The organism is Streptomyces sp. NPDC044064, from assembly GCF_056434245.1.
Genome location: NZ_JBWKFN010000017.1, coordinates 192,445 through 207,921, shown reverse-complemented (window position 1 = coordinate 207,921; position 15,477 = coordinate 192,445). Strand labels below are relative to the sequence as shown.

Annotated in this window: 16 protein-coding genes; 9 read left to right on the top strand and 7 right to left on the bottom strand. The window is 71.5% G+C overall.

What is annotated here, in order from left to right:
* The first annotated feature begins 38 nt into the window (after positions 1-38).
* Both AC07DS_RS27215 and AC07DS_RS27210 read left to right on the top strand, forming a co-directional pair.
* Positions 39-1,022: an ArsR/SmtB family transcription factor gene (locus AC07DS_RS27215; protein WP_479149351.1), complete on the top strand. Its 984-nt coding sequence runs from the start codon at positions 39-41 to the stop codon at positions 1,020-1,022.
* A gap of 178 nt (positions 1,023-1,200) precedes the next feature.
* The gene (locus AC07DS_RS27210; protein ID WP_479149349.1) at positions 1,201-2,154 is read left to right on the top strand and encodes a ligand-gated ion channel; all 954 of its coding nucleotides are present in this window, start codon (positions 1,201-1,203) and stop codon (positions 2,152-2,154) included.
* On the opposite strand, the gene AC07DS_RS27205 is transcribed toward AC07DS_RS27210, so the two are convergent.
* Complete coding sequence (locus tag AC07DS_RS27205; protein WP_479149347.1) at positions 2,147-2,650, bottom strand: Lrp/AsnC family transcriptional regulator; 504 nt, start codon at positions 2,648-2,650, stop codon at positions 2,147-2,149. The two genes, AC07DS_RS27210 and AC07DS_RS27205, sit on opposite strands and share 8 nt — an antisense overlap.
* 68 nt (positions 2,651-2,718) lie before the next feature.
* Entirely contained in the window at positions 2,719-3,570 is an 852-nt protein-coding gene (locus tag AC07DS_RS27200; protein ID WP_479149346.1) for a helix-turn-helix transcriptional regulator, read from the bottom strand.
* An 87-nt stretch (positions 3,571-3,657) separates the two neighbouring features.
* Between AC07DS_RS27200 and AC07DS_RS27195 the strand changes: the two genes are divergently transcribed.
* From AC07DS_RS27195 to AC07DS_RS27175, 5 genes are all read left to right on the top strand, one after another.
* Positions 3,658-4,443 (top strand): SDR family NAD(P)-dependent oxidoreductase, encoded by a 786-nt coding sequence (locus AC07DS_RS27195; protein WP_479149345.1) that lies wholly within the window; start codon positions 3,658-3,660, stop codon positions 4,441-4,443.
* A gap of 174 nt (positions 4,444-4,617) precedes the next feature.
* Positions 4,618-6,255, top strand: coding sequence for a sigma-70 family RNA polymerase sigma factor (locus AC07DS_RS27190; protein WP_479149344.1), 1,638 nt, complete (start codon positions 4,618-4,620; stop codon positions 6,253-6,255).
* Between the two features lie 190 nt (positions 6,256-6,445).
* Positions 6,446-6,733, top strand: a complete 288-nt coding sequence (locus AC07DS_RS27185) for a DUF1905 domain-containing protein (RefSeq protein WP_479149343.1) — start codon at positions 6,446-6,448, stop codon at positions 6,731-6,733.
* A 142-nt stretch (positions 6,734-6,875) separates the two neighbouring features.
* A complete protein-coding gene (locus tag AC07DS_RS27180) occupies positions 6,876-7,340 on the top strand; it encodes a MarR family winged helix-turn-helix transcriptional regulator (RefSeq protein WP_479149341.1) in 465 nt (154 codons plus the stop codon).
* On the top strand, positions 7,337-7,741 hold the full coding sequence (locus AC07DS_RS27175) for an SRPBCC family protein (protein WP_479149339.1): 405 nt from the start codon (positions 7,337-7,339) through the stop codon (positions 7,739-7,741). The genes AC07DS_RS27180 and AC07DS_RS27175 overlap by 4 nt, the downstream gene beginning before the upstream one ends.
* A 31-nt stretch (positions 7,742-7,772) precedes the next feature.
* Here the strand turns inward: AC07DS_RS27175 and AC07DS_RS27170 are convergent, their stop codons facing one another.
* Together AC07DS_RS27170 and AC07DS_RS27165 are read right to left on the bottom strand one after the other, a co-directional pair.
* Positions 7,773-7,928, bottom strand: a complete 156-nt coding sequence (locus tag AC07DS_RS27170) for a DUF6131 family protein (protein ID WP_479149338.1) — start codon at positions 7,926-7,928, stop codon at positions 7,773-7,775.
* Positions 7,929-8,061: 133 nt separating this feature from the next.
* Positions 8,062-9,246, bottom strand: coding sequence for a PucR family transcriptional regulator (locus AC07DS_RS27165; RefSeq protein WP_479149336.1), 1,185 nt, complete (start codon positions 9,244-9,246; stop codon positions 8,062-8,064).
* A 148-nt stretch (positions 9,247-9,394) separates the two neighbouring features.
* Here AC07DS_RS27165 and AC07DS_RS27160 point away from each other — a divergent pair, with 148 nt between their 5' ends.
* The gene (locus tag AC07DS_RS27160) at positions 9,395-10,888 is read left to right on the top strand and encodes a long-chain-fatty-acid--CoA ligase (RefSeq protein ID WP_479149335.1); all 1,494 of its coding nucleotides are present in this window, start codon (positions 9,395-9,397) and stop codon (positions 10,886-10,888) included.
* A 62-nt stretch (positions 10,889-10,950) separates the two neighbouring features.
* On the opposite strand, the gene AC07DS_RS27155 is transcribed toward AC07DS_RS27160, so the two are convergent.
* The 3 genes from AC07DS_RS27155 to AC07DS_RS27145 form a co-directional block, all read right to left on the bottom strand.
* Entirely contained in the window at positions 10,951-11,898 is a 948-nt protein-coding gene (locus AC07DS_RS27155; protein WP_479149332.1) for an ATP-grasp domain-containing protein, read from the bottom strand.
* Between the two features lie 161 nt (positions 11,899-12,059).
* Complete coding sequence (locus AC07DS_RS27150) at positions 12,060-12,794, bottom strand: aquaporin (RefSeq protein ID WP_479149330.1); 735 nt, start codon at positions 12,792-12,794, stop codon at positions 12,060-12,062.
* 138 nt (positions 12,795-12,932) lie between these two features.
* Positions 12,933-14,720, bottom strand: coding sequence for an FUSC family protein (locus AC07DS_RS27145; protein WP_479149329.1), 1,788 nt, complete (start codon positions 14,718-14,720; stop codon positions 12,933-12,935).
* Between the two features lie 123 nt (positions 14,721-14,843).
* On the opposite strand from AC07DS_RS27145, the gene AC07DS_RS27140 reads away from it, so the two are divergent.
* On the top strand, positions 14,844-15,476 hold the full coding sequence (locus tag AC07DS_RS27140; RefSeq protein WP_479149327.1) for a DUF1345 domain-containing protein: 633 nt from the start codon (positions 14,844-14,846) through the stop codon (positions 15,474-15,476).
* Position 15,477 lies beyond the last annotated feature (1 nt).

The following is a 15,477-nucleotide window of genomic DNA, read 5'->3' as shown; positions in this document are numbered from 1 at the left end:
CCGCACCGGCGTCCGACAATGATTTAGCGTGGCACTCAATGATCGAGTTCCGCTTCGCCGTCGGCGACCTCGCCACCACCTCCTTCGCCTACTCCCCGCTGCAGGAGGCGGTGTTCTCGCTGCGCTGCCTGCACGACCCGGTCCGCTACCCGCACCACAGGCCGTGGCTGCGCCGCATCCGCCCGCGTCTGGAGACCCTCGACCGCGAAGTGCTCACCGCCCTGATCGCCCCCTGGCTCTGGGTGCCCGACTTCCTCACGCCGCGCCCGGCCCGCGCCCGCCCGGCCTTCGCCGAGGAACTCGACGAGGTGCGCCGCACCCCGCCGGAGGTCGTCACCGCCGACTTCCACGCCACGTACCGCACCGGTGACGCGCTCCCACCGGTCGTCGCACAGGGCCTGGCCGACCCCGCGGCCTTCCTCGCCCGGCTCACCGACGCCGTCGACACCTACTGGCACACCTGCCTCCACGACAGCTGGTGGCCGCGCGTGCAGAGCATCCTGGAGGCCGATCTCGCCCATCAGGCAAGGGTGTTGGCGGAGCAGGGAGCGGCGGGACTCTTCGTCGGACTCGACTCGCGCCTCGTGTGGACCGGCGCCCAGCTGCGGCTGACCCGCACCCGCGACACGGCCCCCTGGCCGCCGGCCGACATCCGCATCGCCGGGCGCGGCCTGGTGCTGATGCCGACGGTCTTCGCCCGCGGTGCGCAGACGGTGATCGATCCGTCGCGCCCGCCGGTGCTCATCTATCCGGCCCGCGGCCGTGCCACCCTCTCCGAGGCGCCGCCACCGGTCACCGACCGCGCCCTGATACGGCTCCTCGGCCGCCCCCGCGCCCGTCTGCTGAGCCTCCTCGCGGAACCCGCCTCGACGACCGAACTCGCCCACCGTCTGAACGTCACCCCCGGCGCGGTCAGCCAGCACCTGGCCGTCCTCTACGACGCTGGGCTGCTCAGCCGGACCCGCAGCGGCCGTACGGTGCGGTACGCGCGCACGGCCTTGGGCGACGAGCTGTGCCGTTAGATGTATTCGGGTGAAGATTTATCTCTGATGGTGTGTGGCCCCAAAAAGGGTCGGCTCGCTCCAGTAGTTTGGGACCATGGGGAAGTCCGGCCGGCCGCTCTCGTGCCGTCGTTCTTCTGCCGGGATCGCAGCAGTCGAGTCAGGACTCTGGATACGCCGGAAGTCTGCCACCCTATTGGTGTACGTCGTCATGGTGATGGCAATTTCGGGAATCTTTGCCCCCAGGGCGGCGGCTGCGCCCAGCTGCCGCATCGGGGCCTACATCACAGACCTGTATGGGCTGGACGTCTCGCCGCGTACCATCAACGCGGATTTCTGGCTCTGGAGCGTATGTCCGAGTGCCGACCTCGACGCCACCAAGCGCCTGGAATTCGTCAACGCCGCACAGGTGACCCAGAGCGACCGCTCCGTGGAGAAGATCGGCAACGAATACTGGTCCCAGGTGAAGGTGTCCGGCACCTTCCGGCAGCAATTCGACCTCAGTGAGTATCCGTTCGACAAGCAGGACGTCCAGATCCGGGTCGAGGACTCCGAGTACAACTCTTCCCAGTTCACCTATGTGCCCGACGCCGCGAACTCAGGATATGATCATGAAATCAGCCTCGGCGGGTTCAAGATCAGGGGTTTCAGTGCGCGGGTGGTGACACACACCTATCAGACTTCTTTCGGGGACCCGAGGATCACGCACGGGCAGAACAGCCGGTACAGCCAGTTCGTCATCGGTCTCGAGCTCGCCAGGGACGACGTGGCCGGATTCATCAGAGAGTCCTGGCCGGCCTACGTGGCTTTTCTCATCTCGTTCATCTCCTACTGGATCTGGTCGAAAGAACTTCTGTCCATCATCGGGGCACGCTATGGAATTCTTGGCGCATCTCTCTTCAGCGTCGTGGTGAACATGCGCTCCTCGAGTCTGGCAGGGACTCTCTTCGGAGTGACCTTGGTCGATCAAATCCAATTGACCACGCTGCTTTACACGCTGATCGCCGTGGGTTGTACCACCTACATCGTGTGGAGATGGGCCGATCACGAAACGGACCCGGCGGTGCGGCGGGTCAACAATTTTGTGGCGCTGTCGGCAACAGCCGCGTATCTGATCGCAAACGCCATCAGCATCGGTTTCGCGATCACGTAGAAGGGGACGCAGGCCGTCGGGACGCCGGCCTCCCCGGGCGCTTGACCGCCTGGCCGACGATCACCGTCTCCGCGCTCTCGACCCCCAGCCCGCCCAGGTCCTCGGTGATGAACCGGTACAGGTGGGCCAGATCCCGTACCCAGACGGCCACATGCAGGTTGTGCGCGCCGGTGGTGGCGAAGGCACCGTGCACCGCAGGGTGGCCGGCCAGGGCCCGTCCGACGTGGTCGAGGCGGCCCGGCGGGACGCGGGCCATGACGTTGGCGTCGATGCTGAGCCCGAGCCGCTCGGGGTCGGTCACGACATGGGTCAGCAGCCGCCCGGTCCGTGTGAGCCGGGCGATGCGGCGCCGCACGGTGGACTCCGGGTGGCCGGTGCGCGCCGCGACGGCTGCCGCCGGCGTCCGGGCGTCCTCCTCCAGCGCGCCCAGGATGTCGCGGTCGACCTCGTCCGGCTCGCCCGGTGGGGTCTGGCTTCCTCGTCGCGGCCCCCGCACTGCACGCCCCGCTGCGGCGGGCCCTGTCGGCCCGTGTCGGGGCCCGCGACGCCAGGGCCTGACGCCGCTCAGCGGAACGCGTCCATGCGCTGGGTGCCGATGACCGACAGCAGCCGCAGCGCCTCCTCGGAGGGCGAGCCGGGGGCTGCGGTGTAGATGACGACCTGCTGGTCCCGGTCGGTGATGTGGAGAACGTCGCAGTCGACGGTCACCGGGCCGACCACCGGGTGCTGGAACGTCTTGCACAGCGTGGGCTCGGCGGTCACGTCATGGGAGGCCCACAGCCGGGCGAACTCCTCGCTCCCGCCGCGCAGTTCTTCGATCAGGCCGGTCAGCTCGGGGTCGTCGGGGTAGCGGGCGGCGGCTGCGCGCAGGCGCCGGGCCGAGGCACGGGCGAACGCGTCGGCGTCGGACACCCCGTACAACCGCCGCCCACGGGGGCTCGGTCCGAGGAAGGCCCGGCGCACCAGGTTGCGCTCGCGTCGGGGCAGGGCGGAGAAGTCCTCCATGAGAGCGGCCGCCAGATCGTTCCAGGCGAGCACCTCGAAGGCCGCCGACGTCACGATCGCGGCGGCCTGCGGCAGCCGGTGCAGCAGGTCGAGGATGCTCTGGCGTACCTCGCGCGGAGGCCCGGGCGGCGGGCCCGGCGGCGCACCGGCGAGGTGGTGGAGGTGGACGCGCTCCGCGTCCGACAGACGCAGCGCCCGGGCCAGTCCGGCCAGCACCTCGCGCGAGGGGCGCGGGCCTCGCGCCTGTTCGAGCCGCGTGTAGTACTCGGTCGAGATGAACGCCAGCTGCGCCACCTCCTCACGGCGCAGCCCCGGGGTGCGGCGGCGCGGCCCGGTGGGCAGCCCCACCTCGGCGGGGGTGATCCGCTCGCGCCTGCTGCGCAGGAAGGCAGCCAGTTCTCGTCTGTCCACGTCCTCAGTGTGCGCGGGGTCCGGGCGGCCGATCCAGGTACAGCCGGTGCCTGGATCGGCTGCCCGGACCGACGCAGGCTCGCCGCCATGAACAACACATCCACCACCACTGCGCCGGGTCTGCTGGCCGGCAAGGTCGCCTTCATCACCGGTGCCGGGCGCGGCATCGGCGCCGCCGCGGCCCGCCTGTTCGCCCGGGAAGGTGCCGAGGTGATGCTCGCGGCCCGGACGGAGACACAGCTCCAGGCGGTGACCGAGGAAGTCCGGGCGGCGGGCGGCAGCGCGGACTACGTGCTGTGCGATCTGGCCGACGCGGCCGGTGTGCGCGCGGCCGTGGATCGCGTCGTCGACCGGTACGGCCGCCTCGACATCGCCTTCAACAACGGCGCGACCATCCAGCGCCCCGGGCCCATGGACCAGCTCCCGGAGGCCGACTTCGACCACGTCTGCGCCGTGAACCTCAAGAGCGTCTGGGTGGCCATGGTGGCCGAGGTCGCCGCCATCCGGGCCACCGCCGGAACCGGGGCCATCGTCAACAACTCGTCCATCGGCAGCCTGCGCGGCAACCCCGAACTGCCCGTCTACGGCGCGATGAAGCGGGCCGTCAACAGCCTCACCGAGTCGGCCGCCGTCACGTACGGCCCGGAGGGCATCCGGGTCAACGCCATCGCGCCCGGCGGCACGCTGACCGAGATGATCCGCACCTGGGAGGCCGAATCGCCCGGAGTCCTCGACCGGATCAGGGCACAGACCCCGCTGCGCCGCGCCGCGGACCCCGACGAGATCGCCCAGGCCGCCGCCTGGCTCCTCAGCGACCGCTCCTCCTACGTGTCCGGTACGGTCCTTCGCGTCGACGGCGGGGCGCGCGCCTGAGGCCCGGAACCGCATGGCCCGTGCCGTGTGTGATCTCTCCCATTGCGGTCGACGGGCCGATGCGGCCAACCTCTCGTCGAACGAATCTCCGAAGAACTGTTATCGGGGGCTCACCGGGCGGTCTCCCAGGTATCGGACAGCACCGTTCGGCATTCGAGGACAGGGAAGCGATTGATGAGTACAGAGCACACGGTGGCGTCGGCAGCCCTGGTGACCGCAGCCCGGGCGGGTGACGCGGCGGCCCAGGACGCCCTGGTCAGCGCGTACCTCCCGCTGGTCTACAACATCGTGGGGCGTGCTTTGAACGGCTCGGTCGACGTCGACGACGTGGTGCAGGAGACCATGCTCCGGGCCCTCGACGCGCTGGGCGGTCTGCGTACTCCCGAGAGCTTCCGCTCCTGGCTCGTGGCCATCGCGATGAACCAGGTCCGGACGCACTGGCAGGACCGGCAGTTCGCTTCGGGCGCCGTCGAGGAGGCCGAGGAACTCGCCGATCCGGGCGCGGACTTCGTGGATCTGACGATGGTCCAGCTCCAGCTGTCCGGGCAGCGCCAGGAGACCGCGCGCGCCACCCGCTGGCTGGAGCCGGACGACCGGGGACTGCTGTCGCTGTGGTGGCTGGAGTGCGCCGGCGAGCTGACCCGCGGCGAGGTCGCGGCGGCCCTGGAGCTGTCGCCCCAGCACACCGCGGTCCGCGTACAGCGGATGAAGGCGCAGTTGGAGGCGGCCCGCGTGGTGGTGCGGGCGCTGGACGCGCAGCCGCCGTGCACGGAGCTGCAGGGTGTGCTGGCCTCCTGGGACGGCCGGCCCTCCGCCCTGTGGCGCAAGCGAATAGCCAGGCACGCCCGCGGCTGCGTGCACTGCTCAGGGCTGTGGACCGGACTGATGCCCGCCGAGGGCCTGTTGGCCGGTCTGGGCCTGGTCGCGGTGTCGACCGTGCTGCTGGCGAAGATGGGTCACACCGCGGGCGGGATGGGCCTGGCCGGCTCGGCGTCCCGGCTGGACGAGTCGGCGGACCACGCCGCAGCGGGCCCGGCGGAAGGTCGCCGCGGCGCGCGCGGCAAGTCGGCTTCCCGGGGCGAGGTCCGCCGGCGCCGGCGCATCCGGCGCCGGGCCGTCGGCGGCGCCGTCGTGGCGGCCTGCGTCGCGGGCGGCGGCCTCTGGTACTTCGGGACGGACTCCGGGTCGGGCAACGAGGGGGCGACCGCCGCACGGGCCGCCGGCGATCCCGTGGTGGACCTCTCGGCACCCCGCGTCGTCGAGACCTCGAAGTCGGCCTCGGCCTCCCCGTCGCCGTCCCCGTCGGCCTCGAAGAAGGCGAGCAGTTCCAAGAAGACCCACCCGACGAAGAAGGCCACGCCGACTCCGCGGCAGTCCACCCGGCCCCCGCAGACCGCGCCCAGCACACCGCAGGCGCAGTCCGCACCCGCGGGCGATGTGGCGCAGGTGGTCGCGCTGGTGAACAAGGAGCGCGCGGCCGCCGGCTGCGGAGCGCTCACCGAGAACGCGCAACTGGAGAAGGCGGCGCAGGCCCACTCCGACGACATGGCCGCCCGCAACTTCTTCGACCACACCAATCCGGACGGCGCCGACCCCGGTCAGCGCATCACCGCCGCGGGCTACCGCTGGTCCACGTACGGGGAGAACATCGCGATGGGCCAGCAGACCCCGCAGTCCGTGATGGACTCCTGGATGAACAGCCCCGGCCACCGTGCCAACATCCTCAACTGCTCGTTCAAGGAGATCGGCGTGGGCGTTCACAGGGGTTCCGGTGGCCCTTGGTGGACCCAGGACTTCGGCGCCAAGCTCTGACGCCGGGCGGACCGGGAGGGGCGTTCCGGGCACGATGCGACGCCGTACCGGCAGGTGCCCTTCCCCACGGCCCGGCCGAGCCGATTCCAAGCGACGTTTCAAGGGACGTCTTTTCGACGGGCGTTGGGGCCAGGGCGGCGCAGGTACGCTGAGCGCGACCTCCCCCACCGCGAGAAACGGGACCGACCTCATGGACCTCACCTTCGCCGGTCGCGTGATCGAATGGCGTGGGCCGTCGCCCTACTACTTCGTCGCCGTGCCGGACGAGGAGTCCGCCGACATCCGTGAGGTGGCCGCGACGGCCACGTACGGCTGGGGCGTGATCCCGGTCGAGGCCCGGATCGGCGAGGTGACCTTCACGACGTCGCTCTTCCCGAAGGACGGCTCCTACCTGCTGCCGCTCAAGAACGCCGTGCGCAAGCCGCAGGGTCTCGCCGAGGGCGACGACGTGACGGTGGAGATGTCGGTGCGCCTCTAGCGCCGGACGCCGTTCTTCTTCCGCCGGACGCCGCCACCCGCCTCCCCGGCGGGCGAACCCCTGCACGGCCCTGGCTGACAGAAGCGTCGCGCAAGCTGACGATTGCCTTGACAATAGTTGCCGAGGCAATCATGATGGATGTGTGACTACGACACACGGACTGCACGACCACCTCGGCTACTGGCTGCGACGGCTCTCGGACGAGGTCCACGCCCGCTTCGAAGCCGAGATCGGCCGGCACGGCGTCACCGTCTCCCAGTGGGGGGTGATGGCGAGCGTGTCCCACGGTCACACCACCACCAAGGCGGTGGCCCAGCACATGGCCATCGATCCCGGAGCCGTCTCGCGGCTCGTGGACCGACTGGTCGCCAAGGGCCTGATCCGCCGCGAGCCCGATCCGGCCTCCCGGCGGACCGTGCTGCTCGTCCTCACCGACGAGGGCCGTGCACTGGTCCCCGTGCTGGCCGGCCTCGCCGACCGGAACGACGCCTACTTCTTCGGCTCGCTCGAGGCCCCGCAGCGCGACCAGCTGGAGAGCTGGATCCGTCGCCTCGTCGGCGAACCCCACCCCGCGCCACCGCACGACACCATGGAGGAGTCGTCATGATCGCCCGTTCCCGCACCAAGACCGTGAGCATCGACCGGCCCGTGGCCGACGTCTTCGCCTTCCTGGCCGACCCGGCGAACTGGTCGAAGTGGGCCGTCGTCAACGTCAAGTCGATCGAGCCCACGCAGGACCCCGACTGGTGGGCCATGTCGACCCCGGTGGGTCCGGCCCGGCTCCGTCTGCGCGCCGACGCCGAGTTCGGCATCCTGGACCACGACTTCCTGGACGACACAGCGTCCTGGCGGGTCCCCGCCCGCGTCGTCCCCAACGGCGACGGAGCCGAATTCATGATCACCTTCTATCAGCCGCCGGGCTTCAGCGACCAGTTCTTCGACGAGCAGATCGCCCTGGTCGACACGGAACTGTCCACGCTCAAGTCGCTCCTGGAATTCCAGGAATGACCACGTTCGATCGAGTGGGAACAGTCCGCGTTCACCAGTAATGTCGGCGGCCTGCCAGTGCATGACCCATGGAGCCCATGATCCACAGGACCGCGCCGATCACCACCAGGATGATGCCGATGGTCCACAGGATCGAAATGCCGGTGAGGAAGCCGACAATGAGCAGGATGATGCCGAGGATGAGCATGATGCGCCTCCTGCCGGTTTCGGGAGTTTCCACCCGTGCGACTGCCCCGAAATTCCGGAAAATATCATTTACGGCTCCGAAATTTTCGAGCGGCTGAATTGGCGCCGTGACCGAACGCGCCCTCCCGGCACTTTCAGTGGCGGCTGCCGCCCGACCGTGGAACGAGCCGCAGCGCGTGCAGGGCGGTGCCGAGGTCGACGAGGGCGGCTGGGTCGGAGAGCGAACGGCCCGTCAGCTTCTCTATCCGCCGGAGCCGATAGCGCACCGTGTTCGGGTGGATGAAGAGCCGGTTCGCCGTCTCGGCGGCGACGCCTCCCGCCGTGAACCAGTGGCCGAGCGTCTCCAGGAGGCGTGCCCGCTCAGGCGCCGGCAGCTCCAGCACCGGGCCCAGGACGACCTCGACCAGGCGTGCCGCCTCGGCAGGCGCGGCGGCCACCAGCATGGCGAGCGGACTGTCGTCGAAGCGGGCCACGCCCGGCCCGTCGCCCGGCAGCCCGGCCAGCGCCAGCCGGGCGAAGCGCAGCGCCTGCGGTGTGTCGCGCAGTGAGTCGAACCGGGGGCTGACCCCCACCCGCGCCTGATGGTGCCGCAGCGCCCTGCGGCTGACCGTCTCGGCCTCGGGATGAGCCAGTGAGAGCAGCCCGATCTGCTCGCCCGGCAGCAGCCGCCACGCCGACTGCACACCGGTCTGGCGCAGGGCCCCCTCGATACCGGGCAGCGGTTCCCCGCCCGGATCCGGCACGGAGGCGGCCACGACCGCGTAGGGTCCGCGCTCCGGCAGACCGAGTTGCCGTGCCGTCTCCCACAGCGTGGTCCGGTCCGCGAGCGCGCCCGTGAACAGCGCCTCGGCCAGCGCCGATCGGCGCGCCTCGCGCTGCAGCGCCAACTCGGCACTGGCCTCCCGGTAGGCCGCCGCGACAGCCTCCGCGTAACGGCCGAACTGCGCCCAGATGTCCGAAGAACCCGCCACCAGCTGGGCGTCCGTGACATCCGGATGCCGCTGCGCCTCGTCGACCATCTGTGACCAGAGGTACCCGAACCCGATCCGATAGGCGTGCAGCGTGTCCGCGAGCGGCACTCCCTGCTCGGCGCGGAGCCGGCCGGTCTGCTCCGCGGGCCGCACATCGGGTTCCGCGTCGAGCGCGAAACGCCCCAGCAACTGGTCCGCGTTGGCCGTGCAGGACTCCCGCAGCGAGGCGAAGGGGATCAGCGACTCGTCGGCGTAGGACTCGACCTCGGCGCGGATGCGCCGCGCCATCCGCTCACCCAGTTCCGGCAGCCGTCCCAGCAGGGCGGCACTCACGTCCGAGAGGCTCATCCCTGCAGCGTACGGGGCGCTCTTTGTTCCCCGGAACAATCTTCGGCCGGCTGAGCTGTCCGCCCGGCCATGGACGCTCCCTTACCTGGACGCCACGATGCCGTGAGCGCCGGCGGGGACCCGGCGCGCATGCGTGCGAGGAGGCATCATGGCCAATCTGGCGGAATTCCTGGCGGAGACGGCGGGCCGGCATCCCGAGAGCGCCGCCCTGCGGCTGGGGACGGCGACCACCACCTACGCCGAGCTGGACAGGCTGAGTGCCCAGGCCGCCGCCCTGCTGCGCACCGAGGGACTGCGCCCCGGCGACCGGGTCGCGCTGATGCTGCCGAACGTGCCCGAGTTCGTCGTCCTGTACTACGGCATCCTGCGCGCCGGCGGCATCGTCGTACCGATGAACCCGCTGCTCAAGACCCGGGAGACCGAGTACCACCTGCGTGACTCCGGAGCCGTGCTGCTCTTCGAGTGGCACCAGGCACCCGGTGAGGGCGTCCAGGGAGCGGCCGCGGCCTCCGTGCGACACATGTCGGTCGAACCCGCCGCCTTCGCCGCCGAGCTGGCACGGCTGGAGCCGCAGTACGAGATCGCCACCGTCGCCGGCGACGACATCGCCGTGCTGCTCTACACCTCCGGCACCACCGGACGTCCCAAGGGCGCGGCGCTCACCCACGCGGGACTTCGCCACAACACCGAGGTCAACGTGGTCAACGTGCAGCAGATGACCCCCGACGACGTCGTCGTGGGCTGTCTGCCGCTGTTCCACATCTTCGGGCAGACCTGCACGATGAACGTCGCCGTGCACAGTGGCGCCGCGCTCGTCCTCGTACCCCGGTTCGACCCGCAGACCGTGCTCGACGCCATCGCCCGGCACCGCGCGACCGTCTTCGAGGGCGTGCCCACCATGTACGCGGCGCTGCTCCAGCACCCCGGCGCCGACCAGGCCGACGTGTCCAGCCTGCGCCTGTGCATCTCGGGCGGCGCGTCCCTGCCGGTGGAGATCCTGCACGGCTTCGAGCGGCGCTTCGGCTGCATGGTGCTGGAGGGCTTCGGCATGTCCGAGACCAGCCCCGTCGTCTCCTTCAACCACCCCGACCGCCCGCGCAAGGCCGGATCGATCGGGACCCCCATCCAGGACGTCGAGGTGCGGCTGGTGGACGACGAGGGCCGGGACGTGACCCCGGGCCAGGTCGGTGAACTCGCGGTGCGCGGACCGAACCTGATGAAGGGTTACTGGAACCGCCCCGAGGAGACCGCCGCCGCGATACCCGACGGCTGGCTGCGCACCGGCGACCTGGCCCGTCAGGACGAGGACGGCTACCTGTACATCGTCGACCGCAAGAAGGACCTCATCATCCGCGGCGGCTACAACGTCTACCCGCGCGAGATCGAGGAGGTCCTGCACGAGCACCCCGCCGTCGCCCTCGCGGCCGTCCTCGGCGTGCCCGACGAGCGGCTCGGCGAGGAGATCGCGGCCGCGGTCGTCCTGCGCCCGGGAGCCGGGGCGAGCCCCGAGGAACTCCAGGAGTACGTGCGGGACCGGGTGGCGGCCTACAAGTATCCCCGCCAGGTGTGGCTGGTGGACGCTCTGCCCATGGGCCCGAGCGGCAAGATCCTGAAGCGGGAGATCTCGGCTCCGGTGCACTGAGCCCGCCATGTGAACCGGCCGGCCCAGGGGCTGATTCCCGAGCTGCGCGCCCGGCTCGAGAATCAGCCCGCACTGCCGCGGGCGGACAGTCGGTCGGCGATGCAGGCTGCGACGGCAGGGGTGATCGCGGTCATCTCCGGGCGCCAGCCCGGTACGGCGTTCACCTCGCAGACGGTGTAGGTGTCCTCGGCGGTGAACAGTAGGTCGACCCCGGCGATGTCCAGGCCCAGGGCGCGGACCGCGCGCACCGCCAGCTTCTCCGCCTGCGGATAGCGGCCCGCGCACAGCGTGGCGGTGCCGCCCTTGGCGATGTTGGACGCGAGGGTGCCGTCGCTGGAGGTGTGCAGTACGGCGCCCACCGGTTCGCCGTCGACCACGATCACGCGCAGGGAACGGCCGTGCGAGTGCGCCACATGCTCCTGGAAGAGGAACGGCGCCTCCCGGGTGAGGCTGCCGGCCACCTCGCGAAGCAGGTGCGGGTCGGGGGCGAGGAAGACCTGCCCGCCCTTGGCGCCGTTGACGGACTTCACCACGCACGGCGTCTTCAGACGGGGGCTGCGCACGACGCCTTCGAGCGGTGCGGTGGCGTAGGAGAGGGTGTCGGGCACCGGCAGCCCGGCCAGGGCGAGTTCCTGCAACTGCCACACCTTGTTGCGGCACTTGAGCTGGGCGGTGACCGTGTTGACCAGGGTGCTGCCCATGCGCTCCAGGTGCCGTAGCAAGGTCACCTCGCGGTCACTGTGCATGGGGCCGGCGACCTGGCGTACGCACACCACCTCAGGGGCGTGCAGGTCCGCGCCGCCCAACGTACGCAGCACCAGCCGTCCGCCCTGGACACCGAAGAGCAGCTCGTCGGTGTGCCAGACCGCGAAGCGAGAGCCGTGGGAGTCCGCCAGCGCTGCCGCCAGTTCGTGGGTGGACCGGCGCAGCACGGCCGGCCGCTGCCGCACCAGCAGCCACACGTCGGCGGGTGCCGGAACCGCCGGCAGAGCACGGTGCTGTACGACCACTGCGACTCCTCACGTCTTCGCTGCCCGCGCCCGAGGGCCGTCGACGCGGCCAGTCTCGCAGTTCCGTGATCGGGGTGTCACGTACGGTGCAACACGGCGGGCGGCACGCGCCTCTGACGTCATGTCAGGCGCCATGCCCGCTCGTCGGCCGAGCGGGCGCGTCACAGCGGGGCGGGCTCGGACCGTCCGGCCGGGGCGACGGCGTCGTCTTCCGCGCGCGTGGACCGTCCGAACAACGCCGTCGCGGCGCCCAGTCCGAGTACGGTCCCGAGCAGTTGGGCCACGACGAACGGGACCGCGGAGGCGGGCGCGATCCCCGCGGCCGTGTCGGTGACGACGCGGCCGATGGTCATCGCGGGGTTGGCGAAGGCGGTCGAGGAGGTGAACCAGTAGGCGGACCCGATGTAGCCGGCCACCGCTGCCGGCACCAGCCGGGCGCGGCCGGTGCGCTGCAGGCCGAGGACGAGCAGGATCAGCCCGGCGGTGGCGACGACCTCGCCCAGCCACAGGTGCCCGGCGGACCGCTCATGGGTCGAGAACTTCACCAGGGGGGCCGCGAACATGGCGTCGGCCAGGATCGCGCCGCCGACCGCCCCTGCCACCTGTGCCGGTACGTACGCGGCGACCTCCCGCAGGGTCGGTCCGGTGCTCCGGCGACGGCCCGTGTACCAGGCGGACAGCGTGACCGCGGGGTTCAGATGCCCTCCGGACACCGGGCCAAGCAGAGTGATGAGCACGCCGAGGCCGAAGACCGCCGCCAGGGAACAGCCCAGCAACTGCACACCGGCGTCCCGCGACAGCCGGGTGGCCTGGATCCCGGAACCGACGGCCACGACCACGAGCAGCCCGGTCCCGACAGCCTCGGCGGCGACGCGGCGGGCCAGGGAACGGGTCATGCCGTGCACGGTGATCGATGGGTCATGGGAGGCAGTCTGGGTGTCCACCCGAGCCCGGGGACAGTGGAGGAAAATCCCATCCTGCCCGGCATTTCCCGTCGGTTGCACGGTGCCCGACCACACGGCCGGCGCAGCGCCCTAGTGCTGGTGATGCAGCCGTTCGAGCAGAACGTAGGCGCGTTTCTCCGCGGCCGCGAGTTCGGCGGGGTCGATCCCGGCCGGCCACAGCTCACCGGCGGCGGCGTCGTCCGCGTCGCGCAGTTCCACCACCGCCACCGCGAGACGCACCTGGACGAGCGAGGCGGGCGGTCCGGCGGCGTGGCCCAGCGACCGTTCGGCCCGGTCGGCGGCCGCCACGCACGCGGCCAGCGCACGCTCCACCCGTACCGCGGCGCGGTCGTGCACCACCAGCAGCGCGCACAGCAGCCCCGTGCCGATCCCCAGGACGCTGCCCAGCACCCGGTCGAGGACCAGCTCACCGGCCGGTGCGGGCGCCGCCAGGTCGCTCAGCAGCAGCGCCATCGGCGTCAGGAAGACGACGCCCAGGCCGTAGTTGCGGACCACCAGGAACTCCAGCAGGAACTCCAGGGTCACGATCACCAGAGCGAGCGCCATGGGCTCCGGCTGTGCGGCCAGTACACCGAGCGCGATCAGCAGCCCGGCGAACGTGCCCAGGGTGCGCTGCACGGCACGCTGGGCCGTCGTACGCAGGTTGACCGAATGCAGGACGGCGGCGGCCGAGATCGCCGCCCAGTAGCCGTGCTCCAGGTGCAGCAGGACGGCCGACAGACCCGCCACGCCCGTGCCGAGGGCCATCCGCAACGCCGGAACGGCCAGGACGGCGAGGTGGTCGGGACCACCAGGGCGCCCGATGAGCAGCTCCGTGGCACGCAGCGCTGCGGCGTCGTACCGCGCCGCGGCCGACCCCGTCGTGCGTCCGGCCCCGCCGTACCGGGCCTGCGGCGGCGATGACGCCGCGGGAAGGAACGGCAGCTCCCGCAGCACAGCGGGGGGCCGGCGGCGCCGGTCGGTGAGGAGGGCGGCCTGCCGGCGCAGGTGCACGGCCGTCGTGGCGGGGGCGCCGGGCGCACACCGGGCGGAGCCGACCAGCAGGGCCCAGGACAGGTCGGTCAGGCGCAGGAAGACCGCGTCGGTGCCGGACCCGGTGCCACGAGTCCGGGCCGGCGGCGGAGAGCCCAGGCACTGGTACGCCTGAAGGACGGCGACCGTCGCCCCGTGCCGGGTCCGCCGGGGTACGTCCCCCGATGCGGAGGCCTCAAGCACCTCGGCGAGTCGGCGCAGGGCCACGGCCACCGCCAGGCGCTGCGGCCGTTCGGGATGCACGAACCGGCCGGAGACCGCAAGCAGCCACGCCAGCGCGGATCCGGCCGCCGCCAGTGCCGTGCAGGGGAGCACGTCGGCCCAGGTGGGGGAGGCGTTGGCCGCCACCGCGAACGAGAACAGGAGCAGCACCGCGCCGAGCCCGCCGAGCCGGGTGGCGTCGCAGACGTATTTGGCCGCGCCCGCGACCAGGGCCGTCGCCACCGCCACCGCGGCGGCACCGGTCGCCGACGCCCCGGGGCGGGCCCAGGCCGCGAGCGCCGACCCGCAGCCCACGCACGCCGTCATGGCCACGGCCACCACCGCGAGGACCCGGGCGCGCCGGGCGTAGGGCAGATTGCGGCCGAACGTGGTGGTGAAGGACCCCAGCATGGCGTAGACCGCGAGATCGGGCCGTCCCGCCGCCACGATCGGCACGGCGACCAGGCCCATGGCCAGGGCGGCCCGCACGGCGAACAGGAACGCTCCGTCCGCCTCGTGCAGGGTCAGCGCGCCGCGCGGGGAGAGCGCACGCCCCACGCCGGCGACCGGCCTCCGCCGGCCGTGCCCGCGCCCGGGAAGGGGGAATCGGCGCAAACCCGGCATGTTCGGTGTATACCCCGCGCTCCGGCCGGGTGCGAGACCTGCATGCGGCCGGCCGCCCGTGCCCGCCCGAGGCGGCGCGCTCCGGCGGGCCGACCGACGGTGACGGAACTACCCTGGTGGCGCATGAGCAGCTGGTTGCCGTTGGACGCCGTGCCCCGGCTGGCCGGTTCGGTGGCGCTCGGCGCCGTGGCCGGCGTGGTCGTCGGGCTGTCGGCCAGGGCGCTGCTGGGTGCGCTGGCCGCGATCGCCGTGACGGAGCTGGTCTTCGTCGTGGCGGGCTGGGCGGTGCTGTGGCCCATGGACGCCGCGGCCACCCACCGCAACGCCCAACGTGAGGACTTCCGGCCTCTCGGCGAGGAACTCGCGGTCGTGGCGGTCGCTTCGTGCGGACTGGTCGCGATCGTGCTGCTGCTCCTGCTGGGCGCCTCCGACACCGGCCATGTCGGTGCCGCGCTCGCGCTCTTCGGGGTGTTCATGGCCTGGGCGGCACTGCACCTGATGTACGCCACCCGCTACGCCTACGTCTACTGCACCGCCGACAGCGGGATCGACTTCAACTCCGACCAGCGTCCCGCGTACCGCGACTTCTTCTACTTCAGCTACAACCTCGGCATGACCTACCAGGTGTCCGACACCTCCGTCTCGAGCACGGCCATCCGCGCGATCGTGCTGCGGCACACCCTCCTGTCGTACGTCTTCGGCACCAGCATTCTCGCCACCGCCATCAACCTCGTCGCGGGACTCGTCACCGGCTGAA